Below are 13,521 nucleotides of genomic sequence, written 5' to 3'. Positions count from 1 at the left end.
CTCCCCGGGCGCGGCTCTTTTGCGTGACGATGGCGGCAAGCTGGCTTAGGATTGACGGCAATGAATGAAGCGATCGAGAGGATTGTCATCGTGGGCGGCGGCACCGCCGGCTGGCTCGCGGCGTCGCGCCTCGCCAGTTCGCCCCGTGCGACGGCGGGCCACCTATCGGTCACCTTGATCGAGGCGCCCGATATTCCAACCATAGGCGTTGGCGAAGGAACCTGGCCGACGATGCGCGCCACGCTTGCTGCGATCGGGATCGGCGAAGCCGAGTTTCTGGCGGCCTGCGATGGATCGTTCAAACAGGGGTCGCGGTTCGACGGCTGGGTGACGGGCGAAGCGGGCGATCGCTATCTTCATCCGTTTACTTCGCCGCCGACTGCGCCGATCGGCGGCCTGCTCGCGGCGTGGCAAACGAGTGCGCCCGACCTGCCGTTTGCGGCGGCGATGACCGCGCAGGCGCAAGTCTGCGACCTCGACCTCGCGCCGCGGCAACGCGCGATGCCCGAGTATCAGGGCGCGGCGAATTACGCCTATCATCTCGACGCCGGAAAATTTGCGGCGCTGCTTGCATCGCACGCCGTTCGCAAACTTGGCGTGCGGCATATTTCGGACCATGTCGTCGGGGTGGCGCGCGGCGTGGACGGCGGCATCGCGTCGGTTGCGACGCGTCAGCACGGCGATGTCGCTGGCGATCTCTTCATCGATTGCAGCGGGCATGCGTCGCTCTTGATCGGCGGCGAGCTTGGTGTCGAGTGGATCGATCGCAGCGATATCCTGTTCAACGACCGCGCGCTCGCGGCACAAGTGCCCGTTGCCCCCGGCAGCCCGATCGCGTCGCAAACCGTATCGACCGCGCATGCCGCGGGCTGGATCTGGGATATCGGCCTGCCGGGTCGGCGCGGTATCGGCTGCGTCTATGCCAGCCGCTTCATGGACGACGATGCCGCCGAGGCGGCGCTGCGCGCCTATATCGCCCGCGTCCTGCCCGGCGCGCCCGAAGTGTCGGCGCGCCGCCTGAGCTTCCCGACCGGGCACCGCGCTCGATTTTGGCAGGGCAATTGCCTGGCCATCGGGCTGTCGGCAGGCTTCATCGAACCGCTCGAAGCCTCGGCCATCGTGCTGATCGAATTGTCGCTCAATGCATTGATCGACAATTTTCCGGCAAGCCGGGCGGCGATGCCGATCCATGCCGACCGGTTCAACGAGCTGTTCCGCTATCGCTGGGACCGCATCGTCGAATTCCTCAAACTTCACTATGCGCTCAGCCGGCGTCCGGAAGCCTATTGGCTTGAGCAACGCAACCCTGCCCATATCCCGCCGCGGCTGGCCGGGATGCTGGAGCTATGGCGCGACCAGCCTCCCTCGATATGGGATTTCCCGCGCGTCGACGAGATTTTCTCGGCCGAAAGCCACCAATATATCCTTTATGGCATGGGCTATCCGGTGCCCGCCAACATGACCGCAAACGATCGGGCGACAGGGTTGCTTGCCGAAACACGCCAGCGCGGGCGTTCGCTTGCCGCAGCACTCCCCGCCAATCGCGATTATCTCGACGCATTGCACCCTGCTGTCAGTACCGCAGCGGCGCGATAGGAAAGGAATTTGATGCCTCGCCACGCCGTTCTCGACAGTAACACCCACCGCGAACTGCGCATCCGCACCGATGCGGGCGCGGACCTCGGCGACGATATCATGGCGACGCTGACGGTCCCGAGCGAGTTTCGGCGGGTGCAGGCGCATTTCCCGATTCTCTTCCGCCGCGAGACGGGGCGCGACGATTTTTCGGCGCTGGCGATGTTCGGATTCCAGAATGGCGAAAACCTGTTTCTCGACGGTGATCGCTGGGATGCGCGCTATCGCCCGCTGTCGGTTGCGATCCAGCCGTTCCTGATCGGGCGTCCGGCAAGCGGCGACGGTCCGGGCCAGGTGCATATCGACATGGACCATCCGCGTATCGCCGCAGCGAGTGAAGGAGTTCGGCTGTTCGACGCCGACGGCAAGCCGACGCCCTATCTCGACGACATTGTCGAGCGGCTCGGCGACCTAGACGAAGGCTATCGAGAGAGCGCTTCCTTCTACGATGCGTTGCTTGCCTATGAGCTGCTCGAACCCTTCAGTCTCGAGGTGACGCTCGATGACGGATCGATCCACTCGCTCGTCGGCTTCCACATCATCGATGAAGCCAGGTTGCGCGCTCTCGACGCCGAGGTGCTTGGCGCCTTGCACGCTGCGGGGCATCTGATGCCGATGTTCATGGCGCTCGCCTCGCTGTCGCAGCTGTCAGTGCTCGTCGCGCGCAAGAACCGCAGGCTTGGCGGTGGCTGAACAGGGCAGCTCCTTCACCGATCGGCTCGCCTGCGTGCCCGAGCGCGAATGGAACGAGGGGGCGGGGATCGACGCGTTGCTCGACGGCGCGCGCGAACCTTTCGTCCTGCGCGGCCTTGTCGCCGACTGGCCGTTGGTCGCGGCGGGCACGAGAGGCGGGCGCGCCGCACGGCGCTATCTGCTCGATCATGCGCGCGAGCGACCGTTCAAGGTGTCGATCGGCCCGCCGGGGCACGATGGGCGGCTATTCTACGATTCGGAAATGGAAATGAATTTCCGGATCGGCACGGGCAAGCTCGCGGACATTTTCGCCGGCATCGACACCGCGGAGGAACTGGGCGAAAATCGCACCGTCTATCTCGCTTCGATCGATATCCCATCGCATTTCGACGGGCTCGAAGAGGCGAATTCCATCGAACTCGGCGACCGCGAGCCGTTGCAAAGCATCTGGATTGGGACACGCACCAAGATCGCCGCGCACAATGATTTTCCCGACAATCTCGCTTGCTGTGCCGCGGGCCGCCGCCGTTTCACGCTGTTCCCACCGAGCGCGTTCCGCAATCTCTATCTTGGTCCCATCGACAATACGCCCGCCGGCCGGGTCGTCAGCATGGTCGATTTCGACGCGCCCGACCTCGCTGCGCACCCGCGCTACGCCAATGCGATGGCCGAGGCGCTGACGGTCGAGCTGGAACCCGGCGACGCGATCTTCATCCCGTCGATGTGGTGGCATCATGTCGAGGGGCTGGCGGACTTCAATATCCTCGTCAATTACTGGTGGCGGCGTACTCCCGCGTGGCTCGGCCAGCCGCAGGCGGCCCTGAACCATGCGATCCTCGCGATCCGCGATCTTCCGGCCGAGGACAAGGCGATCTGGCGCGAGCAGTTCGACCATTATGTCTTCGACAACGACGGCCGCGTCACCGATCATATTCCCGAAACCGCGCGCAGCATTCTCGCCCCGCTCACCTCCGAGACGGCCGGGCGGCTGCGCGCCTTCTTGCTGAGGGCTTTGAGTAAATGAGCGACAAGAAACCGGTCCAGCGCATCGTCATTGCGGGCGGCGGAACCGCCGGCTGGATGATGGCGTCGGCGATCGCGCGCACCATGGGCCAGACCGTCGATCTGACGCTGGTCGAATCCGAACAGATCGGGACGATCGGGGTCGGCGAGTCCACGATCCCGCCGCTCGTCAATTTTAACCGCATCCTCGGCATTCCCGAACCCGAATTCATGCGCGCGACGCAGGCGACCTTCAAACTCGGCATCCTCTTCGACAATTGGAAGCACGACGGCGACAGCTATTTCCATAGCTTTGGCCTGTCGGGAAAAGACCATTGGTCGGCGGGCTTCCAGCATTTCTGGCTCAACGCGCGCGAGCGGGGGCATGAACAGCCCTATGCCGATTATTGCCTCGAACTGGTTGCGGCGATGCAGGGCAAGTTTGCGCACTTGCCCGAAGAGCGGATGAACTACGCCTATCATGTCGATGCGACGCTCTACGGTCGCTATTTGCGCAAGCTCGCGGAGGCCGATGGCTGCAAGCGCGTTGAGGGCAAGATCGCGCGCGTCGAACTGAACGACGAAAATGGCGATATCGCGGCGCTGCATCTTGACGGCGACCGGCGGATCGAAGGCGACATGTTCGTCGATTGCACCGGCTTTCGCGGCCTGCTGATCGATGGCGCGCTGCATGCCGGGTTCGAAGACTGGAGTCATTGGCTGCCGAATGACAGCGCGATTGCGGTGCAGGCAAAGCATGTCGGCCTGCCGCAGCCCTATACGCAGGCGATCGCGCACGACGCCGGCTGGCAATGGCGTATCCCTCTCCAGCACCGGATGGGGGCCGGCATCGTCTATACAAGCGGCTATCTGTCGCGCGACGAGGCCTATGATCGTTTGATGCGCAGCGTCGGCGAACCGTTGATCGAACCGTTCGACATCAAGTTCAAGGGCGGCGTGCGGCGGCGGCAATGGTATCGCAACTGCGTGGCGGTCGGCCTATCTGGCGGCTTCGTCGAGCCGCTCGAGGCGACGACGGTGCATTTGATCCAGCGAGCGGTGCTACGCTTCATTCGGTTGATGCCGAACGGACGCGTCAGCGAACGCGACGCGCAGGAGTTCAACGACCAGCAGCGGCTCGACATCGAGCAGATTCGCGACTTCGTCGTGCTGCATTACAAGGCGACCAACCGCCGCGACAGCCCCTTCTGGCGCCATGTCGCGAACATGCCGGTCCCGGACTCGCTGCAGCAGAAGATCGAGCTGTTCCGCGAAACCGGCCGCGTGTTCCGCAAATATGAGGAATTGTTCGCGGAGAACAGCTGGGTGCAGGTGATGATGGGGCAGGGGATCGAACCGCAATCCTATCACCCGATCGCCGACAAGCTGCGCGACGACGAGGTCGAGCGATTGTTCCAGACGATCCGCGACAATATCGCCCAGACCGTCGCGACGCTGCCCGAGCATCATGCCTATGTTGCGCGTTACTGCGGGGCGGAGGCACCGAAGGCGGCATGATCCGCGTTGCGACGATCCTGATGCTGGCGGCCACGTTTGGGGGCGGGGCAGCGGCGCACGAGCCCGCCGATGGCAGCTGGCAGCTTGCCTGGTCGGACGAGTTCAACGGCGCCGCGATCGACCGGGGTAAATGGGATTTCGACGTCGATTGCTGGGGAGGCGGAAACAACGAACGCCAATGCTATACCGACCGGCCCGTCAATGCCGCGATCAAGGACGGCAAGCTGGTCATCGCCGCGCGTAAGGAGGCGATGACCGGGCCCGCCTTTCCCTTGTCGCAGCGCGGCGACGCCGAAAAAGCGGCGGCGCTGGCAACGAAGCCGTTTACCTCCGCGCGGCTCGTCACGCGCGGCAAGGCGGCGTGGACCTATGGCAAGATCGAAGTGCGCGCGAAGCTGCCGCAGGGGCAGGGAACGTGGCCTGCGATCTGGATGCTGCCCGAAGATAGCCGTTATGGCGGCTGGGCCGCTTCGGGCGAGATCGACATATTGGAAGCGGTAAACCTCGGCGTGCGGTGCGACGAATGCGCCGGCGGAATCGAGAACCGCGTCCTCGGCACGTTGCATTTCGGCGGGCAATGGCCGGACAATCAATATAAAGGCGACGAGACTGCGCTTCCCGCGCCGCTCGACGGATTCCACGTCTTCGGCCTCGTCTGGGAAAAAGGAAAAATTGTCTGGACGGTCGACGGCAAATCCTATGCGACGCGCGTCGCGGGCGAGTGGTCGACAAGCGGATCAGGCGATCCCGCCGCGCCGTTCGATCGGCCCTTTCACCTGATCCTGAACCTAGCGGTCGGCGGCGGGCTCGCCGAGGGGCGCGGGCTGAAAGGCGTGGATGAAAGCGGCTATCCGAAAATGATGGAAATAGATTGGGTGCGAGTCTGGCAATGTGGCGGTGATGTGGTTAGCGATTGCGGCAGCACGGGGGATCAAGAAAAATAATGGGGCGTCGGCGGCAGTCGGTCACGATCAGGCATGTTGCAGCCGACGCTGGCGTGTCGCTGCAGACGGTGAGTCGTGTCATCAACGACGAGCCCAACGTCCGTCCCGAAATGAAGGAGCGCGTGCAGGCGTCGATCGACAAACTCGGTTACGTGCCCTCGATCGCGGCGCAGCGGATGAGCGGATCGCGATCTTATCTGATCCTCGCGATCAACGACCGCGAACGCACGATCGCAGACTGGCAGGGTCGGCAGGGCGTCGACTGGGTTGACCAGATGTTGCTCGGCGGCATGCTGAAATGCGCCGAATATGGCTACCGGATGATCTTCGAGCTGGTCGATACCCACAATGATCATGTGGAGCGCGAGCTGCGCGCGGCGATCGCGGCGCTGCAGCCCGACGGCGTCATCCTGACCCCGCCGCATTCGGACAATCCGCTGATCGTCGGCCTGCTCGACCAGCAGAAGATCCCGTTCGCGCGCATCGGATCGCGCGGCGGTTCGGCGGGGATCGCGCTGACGATGGACGACGAGGGATCGGCGCGGCGTGCGACGCGGCACCTGATCGACCTTGGCCATCGGCGTATCGGTTTCATTGCGGGCTCGTCCGAATATAGCCTCAGCCGCTGGCGCATCGATGGCTGGGAAGCCGAAATGGCAGCTGCGGGCCTTGCGACCGACGGGCTGCTCGCCGAGGGTGATTTCACCTATGCGTCCGGCACCGACGCGGCAGGGCATTTGCTGCGCAGCGCCACTCCGCCGACCGCGATCATCGCGAGCAGCGACCAGATGGCGCTCGCGACGCTGGAGTTGGCGCGCGACCTCGGCCTTGACGTGCCCGGGCAATTGTCGATCGTGAGTTTCGACAATACGCCCGTTGTCCGCTTTACCCAGCCGCCGCTGACCGCGGTCGACCAGCCGGTTGCGGAAACGGCGTCGCGCGCGGTCGAATTGATCATCGCGGTACAGCGCGGCGCGCCGCGTCCGACCGAACCGACGCGCGTGCAAGGTGGCCTTGCCGAGCGCGGTTCGACCGCGGCGCCTCCTGTCGTCGTCCATGGCTGAAGCCGGGCTCCCGCGCCGCCAATCTCACCTCTTCCTCCTGCTTTATGCGCTCGCATCGGCGGGGGGGGCGATGGCTTATGTTCCGTTCCTGACCATCTGGCTGCCCGGGCGCATGACCGACTTGGCCGGGGCCGCGGACGTTGAGATGCTCGGCTATGCCACTTTTTTCGGCGCCCTTGCGGCGAGCGCTGGCGGCATCGGATTCGGCTGGCTCAGCGACAGGACGCTCAATCGACGTGGGTGGATATTGGCCGGACTGGTCCTGACGATCGCACTGCTGCTAGTTGTTCCGCTGGCGCAGGATATCCGGTCGCTGGTTGCGATCATCGTCGCCTGGCAGTTCGCGCTCAATATGATGCTGGGGCCGCTCGCGGCATGGGCTGGCGACTGCGTTCCCGATGAGCAGAAGGGCCTGCTCGGCGGACTGCTCGCCTTTTCGCCAGCGCTCGGCGCCTGGTTGGGGTGGCTTGTCACCTGGCCGGGGCTGGTGCCGGCGGAGCAACGGCTCGAGGTCATCGGCCTGCTGGTGGCGACGGCGGTCTTGCCAGTGCTGCTGTTCGGGCGCCCGCGATCCTTTCCAGACCTCACCGCACCGCCGGCGGCGCTCGAGGCCGGGAAGGCGCCGCGCCGACCGACGGGTCCGGCCGTGCGAATGTGGCTCGCGCGGCTGCTTGTCCAGATATCCGAGGCGGCGCTGTTCGCTTATCTTTATTTCTGGTTCCGTTCGGTCGCTCCCGGCATGCACGACAATGAAAAGGCGCAATTGTTCGGCATGGCGCTGACGATTGCCATTCCGATCGCCTTGGCCAGCGGGCGCTGGGCCGACCGCAACAACCGGCCCTTCCTGCCGCTGGTCGCCGCCGCAGCGGTGTCGAGCCTCGGCATGGTCGGAATGGCGCTGGCGACGGATCCCGACGCGGCGAAGGCGAGCTACCTCGTCTTCGGCATCGCGTCGACGGTGTTCCTGTCGCTCCATAGCAGCCAGACGCTGCGCGTCCTGCCGCGGTCGGACCGGCGGGGGCGCGACCTTGGCATCTTCAACCTCACCAATACCATGCCGTCGCTGATCATGCCGTGGCTGACGATTTCGCTCGTCCCCGGCTTCGGCTTCGATGCGCTTTTCCTGCTGCTCGCGGCGCTATCGGCGATCGCGGTGCTGCTGCTTGCGACGATCCCGCGCCCGCGCTGATATAGCCTGGAAACAGAGAGCCCTTGCTTTCATCCATCGACTATGCGAAATGACGTTGATAACGTTCACAATAGAGGAATGGGAGAGACGATGCGCCGACAGGCAATGGGTATGGCGACCGCGCTGCTGCTGGCAGGAACCGCAGTCGCCGCCGCGCAAGCCCCAGAAACGAAAGCCGCGGCCGTCCATCCCGAACTCTGGCCCACAGCGAAGAGCCCCGTCGCCATCACCGACGCCGCGACTGAGGCGCGGATCGACGCGTTGATAAAGAAGATGACGGTGGACCAGAAAGTCGGCCAACTGATCCAGGCGGATATCAGCACAATCACGCCGAAGGATCTTGAAACCTATCCGCTCGGATCAATTCTGGCGGGCGGCAATAGCGGGCCGAACGGCAACGAGCGTTCGAGTGCTGCCGACTGGGCGAAGCTTGTCGGCGAGTTCCGCGCGGTGTCGTTGCGCCCGCAAGCCAACGGCGTCGCGATTCCGATCATCTTCGGCGTCGATGCCGTCCACGGACATAATAATATTCCCGGCGCGACGCTGTTCCCACATAATATTGGTCTTGGTGCGGCGCGTGATCCCGAGTTGATTCAGCGCATTGGCGCCGTGACCGCCGCCGAGATCGCGGGGAGCGGTATCGAATGGACCTTCGCCCCGACGCTCGCTGTGCCGCAGGATCTGCGCTGGGGGCGCACCTATGAAGGTTATGCCTCCGACCCCAAGCTAGTTGCCGATTATGCCGAGGCCATGGTGATCGGGTTGCAAGGCCCGCTCGAGACAGGAAAAAGTGTCGGCGCCAGCCATGTCGCTGCAACCGCGAAGCATTTTCTCGCCGATGGCGGCACGTTCGAGGGGAAGGACCAGGGCGATGCCAGGATCGACGAGAAAGAGCTGATCGCCAAGCATGCGACGGGTTATCCCGCCGCGGTCGACGCCGGCGCGCTGACCGTGATGGCGAGCTTCTCAAGCTGGCAGGGGATCAAGCACCACGGCAACAAGGGATTGCTGACGGACGCGCTCAAGCAGAAGATGGGCTTTGCAGGCTTTGTCGTCGGCGACTGGAACGGGCATGGGCAGGTCGCCGGGTGCAGCGTCACCGACTGCGCGCAGTCGATCAACGCAGGGCTCGACATGTTCATGGCGCCTGACAGCTGGAAAGGCCTCTACGAAACGACGCTGGAACAGGCGAAGGACGGCACCATCCCCGCGGCACGCCTCAACGATGCGGTGCGCCGTATCCTGCGCGTCAAATATAAGCTCGGCCTGTTTCCCCAGGGGCATGTCGATCGCAGTGTCGTAAAGGCGGTCGGCACCCCCGACCATCTCGCAGTGGCGCGCGAGGCCGTCGCAAAGTCGCTCGTGCTGCTCAAGAACAACGCCAATGTTCTGCCAATCAAACCTGGCGCACATGTGCTCGTGACGGGCCCCGCGGCGGACAGCATGGCGATCCAGTCGGGCGGCTGGACGATCAGTTGGCAAGGCACCGACGTTGTCCGGTCCGATTTTCCGAACGGCCAGACGATCTGGGAGGCGATCGACAAGGCGGTGCGCGACGCGGGCGGCGCAGCGACGCTGTCCGCCGACGCAGCGTTCACGGACAAGCCTGACGTTGCGATCGTCGTGTTCGGCGAGGCTCCCTATGCCGAGTTTCAGGGCGATGTCGCGACGCTCGATTACCAGCCGGTCGAGGCGACCGACCTTGCGACGCTCAAGAAGCTGAAGGCCGCAGGAATTCCGGTGGTCGCGCTCTTCCTGTCGGGAAGGCCGATGTTCACCAACCCCGAAATCAATGCCTCGGACGCCTTTGTCGCGGGCTGGTTGCCAGGCTCGCAGGGCGTCGGCGTCGCCGACGTGCTCGTCGCGGGCAAGGATGGCAAGACGCCGCGCGTCTTTACCGGCACATTGCCCTTCGCTTGGCCGTCCGATGCGCGTTCCCCGATTGAAAAGCCGCAGTTCGCGGTCGGTTACGGGCTAAAATATGGCGAAAGCACGATGCTGCCGCAGCTTTCGGAAGAACTGGGCGTCGACATTGCGGCGGTGCTGAATGTGGAGAATTTCTTTTCGGGTGGCCGCGCGCGGTCGCCGTGGGTGCTGTCGATCACCGATGCTGGCGGCAAGCGCCCAGTCGAGTCGGGGCCGATTGCGAGCCCCGGCGGCATGATCGCGGCGCGCTCGGTCGACGTGCGCGCGCAGGAGGATGGCAAGTCCTTTACCTGGACCGGCCCCGCGACGCTCGAGCTGACCGGACCCTATGCCGACTTGTCGCGCCAACTCAACAACAGCTTCGCGCTCCGTGTGGACTGGCGGATCGATGCGGCCGACAATGCGTCGGTGCGTCTATCGCTGGGTGGCAAACCGTTCGACATCGCCTCCGCGGTCAAGGGGGCGACGCCCGGCCATGTCTCGACGATTAAGGTGCCGCTGCGCTGCTTCGCCGATGCGGGGGCCGATTTGCGGCAGGTCGACAATGCGGTGACGATCCACGCCGACAAAGGCTTTGCCGCGACATTGCTCAAGGCAAACGTCGAGGCGGTGGGTGAAAATCTACCCTGCCCGCCGGCCGCGAATTGACACGATTGAACGCGGGTTAGGCTGAGAAAGGGAGGGGAGAGCGACATGGCTTTAGCGCCGGATATTTCGTCAAGCACCGACCCGGTTGCGGTCGAAGGGCAGGGTACGCACGTCGATGCGCCCGAGCTGCGGCTGTTCGTGATGGGGCTGTTCTTCATCTTCGGCGGCATCACGTCGCTGAACGATGTGCTGATCCCGAAGCTCAAGGAACTGTTCACGCTAAACTATACGCAGGCGATGCTCATTCAGTTCTGCTTCTTCGCCGCCTATCTGGTGATCGGCATTCCGGGCGCCAAGCTGGTGAAGAAAATCGGCTATATGCGCGGCGCGGTCGTGGGGCTGGTGACGATGCTCGTGGGCTGCCTGCTCTTCATCCCGGCATCGCAGCAGGCGGTCTATGGCTTGTTCCTGCTTGCGCTGTTCGTGCTCGCGAGCGGCATCGTGATCGTCCAGGTCGTCGCCAACCCGCTGATCTCGCTTCTCGGCAAGCCCGAAACTGTGCACAGCCGCCTGACCTTTGCGCAGGCGTTTAATTCGCTGGGGACGACCGTTTTCCCTATCATCGGATCGATCCTGATCCTCGGCAGCCTCGCGACGGTCAGCGCCGACCAGCTTTCGGGCGTCGAACTCGACGCCTATCGCACCGCCGAAAGCCAGGCGATCGTCCACGGCTATCTGGGTATCGCGGCCGCGCTGACTGTCGTCGCGGGCGCGGTGTGGCTGTTCCGTAACCGGCTGCAGGGCGAAAAGCATGAGGCGCGCGCGGGGGTCGCCGGTTTCGACCTGCTGGGGCGTCCGCGCTTCGGCTTCGGCGCGCTCTGCATCTTCCTCTACGTGGGCGCCGAGGTGTCGATCGGCTCGCTAGTGGTCAATTATCTGATGCAGCCCGGCGTGATGGCGCTGCCGGAACAGGCTGCGGGCAAGCTGATCGGTCTTTACTGGGGCGGCGCGATGATCGGCCGCTTCATCGGATCGGGTGTGATGCGCGTCGTCAGCCCGGGCAAACTGCTCGCCTGTGTCGCAATCGGTGCGATTACGCTGATCCTGATTTCGACCAATACGACCGGCATCGTCTCGGGCTACAGCCTACTGGCAATCGGGCTCATGAACGCGATCATGTTCCCGACAATCTTCAGTCTCGCGTCCGAAAAGCTTGGCAGCCGCGCGGCCGACGGGTCGGGGATCATCAACGTCGCGATCTTCGGCGGCGCGGTCGTGCCGCTCGCCACCGGCATCATCGCCGACCTGACGGGCAGCCTGGCCACCGCGCTGTTGCTCCCCGCGCTCTGCTATGCCGTAATCGCTGCCTTCGGCTATTACGCACGGCGTCCGGCCTGCTAACGGCAAAGGTCCGGACAACTCGGCCTAACGCCGTCGACGCTGCCACCCGGCCGCGCCGTGACCGGAAAGTCGCACCAGATAATTGCCTAAGTGCCTTCTGTGGTTGCCTCATGGGCGGCACCCACAGAAGACTCTGAAGGTGCAATGGTTGGCCGTAACGTAACCCCACTCCGACCCATTCATATCCCTAACTAGAACCCTTAGAACCACATTCTTGTTGAGGTTTTTTAAATTAAACCTTACTAAGATGTCTGGGTCGTCTCGCTTGGTTAGGCTTAATGCACAGGAATCACCTCACACACGCGGTTCGCGAGCAACTGGTTCGCTATCCAGCGCCCCATGACAGCCATTACGGCGTCATACCCCTGGCTCCGCCCGAGGACGCCCTCCCGATCCAGGGGGCGCAGTCCGCTCATGACCGCGCCCTGACAATGCTCGGACGCGTCCAGACGCTAGCGGCGCAAGTGTCCGACCCCTATGTCATCAGCCGAACGCTAAGCCGCCGCGAAGCGGTTGACAGCTCGGCGATTGAGGGCACCAATTCCACGCTCAACGAGCTTCTGACGATCGAGGACCATGACGACGAAACGCGCGATGCCGCGCAGCAGGTACGCGACTATGCCTTGACCCTCGATCGCATGCTGCCCCGCGCGACACGCGAAGGGAGCGATGTCTTCACTATCGACGTGATCCAGGAACTTCATCGCGAGGCCATGCGGCATGATCCCGACTATCGGGACGTCCCTGGCGAGTTTAAAAGCGAAATGAACTGGATTGGCGGGGCGGGACATATCTCGACGTCGACCTACAATCCCGCACCTCCCGACCAGGTCCGCGTCTGTCTTGAGCAAACCGTAGCCTATATGCGCTGCGACGGCATGCAGGCGGTGACGCAGAGCCTCATCACCCGCATGGCGGTCGCCCATGCGCATTTCGAAGCGGTTCATCCGTTCAGCGATGGGAACGGCCGCATCGGCCGCCTGTTGCTGCCGATGATGATGGCGACCGAAGGATATGTTCCGCTCTATCTCGCGCCGTATATCTTCGCCAATCGCGCCGGCTACTATGACGGCCTCAAGGCTGCGCAGCAGCGTCTCGAATGGGCCCCGCTCATCGGTTATCTTTCGGATGCTGTCACCGGAACCGTCGAGGAGCTGTTCGCAACACGTGCGGCGCTCCAGCAATTGGCGGAAGAGTGGCGGGATCGTCGCAAATACCGCGCGGGATCCGCCTCGCTGCGTGCCCTTGATTTGCTCATCGACTATCCGGTGATCACGCTGAAACGGCTGGCTGACAAATTGAGCGTTTCACGGCCTCAGGCACTGGCCGCGATCAACCAGTTGGTTGAAGCGGGTGTGTTGATCGAGCGCACTGGCTATCGCCGCAATCGCGTCTTTGCTGCCGAGGCGGTGTTGGCAATCGTAAATCGGCCGTTCGGCGCGGCTCCGGAATTCTGAAAGATGGCATCGAAGAGCTGCCTCTTCGATGCCATCGCGTCAGACATAAAGATCGAACGGGCTGGCTCTATGAAGCACGGCAATCAACCAATTTCAGCGGATCA

Annotated in this window: 10 protein-coding genes; all 10 read left to right on the top strand. The window is 63.7% G+C overall.

All coding sequences use genetic code 11. The annotated features are described in order from the left end of the window. Positions 1-60: 60 nt before the first annotated feature. The 10 genes from CDQ92_RS08880 (at position 61) to CDQ92_RS08835 (ending at position 13,417) form a co-directional block, all read left to right on the top strand. Positions 61-1,596, top strand: a complete 1,536-nt coding sequence (locus CDQ92_RS08880; RefSeq protein WP_088441027.1) for a tryptophan halogenase family protein — start codon at positions 61-63, stop codon at positions 1,594-1,596. A 12-nt stretch (positions 1,597-1,608) separates the two neighbouring features. Further along, positions 1,609-2,328 (top strand): SapC family protein, encoded by a 720-nt coding sequence (locus tag CDQ92_RS08875; protein ID WP_088441026.1) that lies wholly within the window; start codon positions 1,609-1,611, stop codon positions 2,326-2,328. Continuing rightward, a complete protein-coding gene (locus CDQ92_RS08870) occupies positions 2,321-3,352 on the top strand; it encodes a cupin-like domain-containing protein (protein WP_308423608.1) in 1,032 nt (343 codons plus the stop codon). The genes CDQ92_RS08875 and CDQ92_RS08870 overlap by 8 nt, the downstream gene beginning before the upstream one ends. Then, a complete protein-coding gene (locus CDQ92_RS08865) occupies positions 3,349-4,848 on the top strand; it encodes a tryptophan halogenase family protein (protein WP_088441024.1) in 1,500 nt (499 codons plus the stop codon). Before CDQ92_RS08870 ends, CDQ92_RS08865 begins: the two co-directional genes overlap by 4 nt. Next, complete coding sequence (locus CDQ92_RS08860) at positions 4,845-5,792, top strand: glycoside hydrolase family 16 protein (RefSeq protein WP_229667292.1); 948 nt, start codon at positions 4,845-4,847, stop codon at positions 5,790-5,792. Before CDQ92_RS08865 ends, CDQ92_RS08860 begins: the two co-directional genes overlap by 4 nt. Further along, on the top strand, positions 5,792-6,856 hold the full coding sequence (locus CDQ92_RS08855; RefSeq protein ID WP_088441023.1) for a LacI family DNA-binding transcriptional regulator: 1,065 nt from the start codon (positions 5,792-5,794) through the stop codon (positions 6,854-6,856). The genes CDQ92_RS08860 and CDQ92_RS08855 overlap by 1 nt, the downstream gene beginning before the upstream one ends. After that, a complete protein-coding gene (locus CDQ92_RS08850; RefSeq protein WP_088441022.1) occupies positions 6,849-8,045 on the top strand; it encodes an MFS transporter in 1,197 nt (398 codons plus the stop codon). Before CDQ92_RS08855 ends, CDQ92_RS08850 begins: the two co-directional genes overlap by 8 nt. Before the next feature lie 90 nt (positions 8,046-8,135). Next, entirely contained in the window at positions 8,136-10,619 is a 2,484-nt protein-coding gene (locus CDQ92_RS08845; protein WP_088441487.1) for a glycoside hydrolase family 3 protein, read from the top strand. A gap of 45 nt (positions 10,620-10,664) precedes the next feature. Beyond that, entirely contained in the window at positions 10,665-11,960 is a 1,296-nt protein-coding gene (locus tag CDQ92_RS08840) for a sugar MFS transporter (RefSeq protein WP_088441021.1), read from the top strand. Between the two features lie 278 nt (positions 11,961-12,238). Further along, entirely contained in the window at positions 12,239-13,417 is a 1,179-nt protein-coding gene (locus tag CDQ92_RS08835; RefSeq protein WP_169714552.1) for a Fic family protein, read from the top strand. Positions 13,418-13,521 lie beyond the last annotated feature (104 nt).

It is taken from the genome of Sphingopyxis bauzanensis, from assembly GCF_002205675.1.
GTDB lineage: Bacteria > Pseudomonadota > Alphaproteobacteria > Sphingomonadales > Sphingomonadaceae > Sphingopyxis > Sphingopyxis bauzanensis.
The sequence above is the reverse complement of the archived record's forward strand: the minus strand, read 5'-3'. Positions and strand labels throughout refer to the sequence as shown.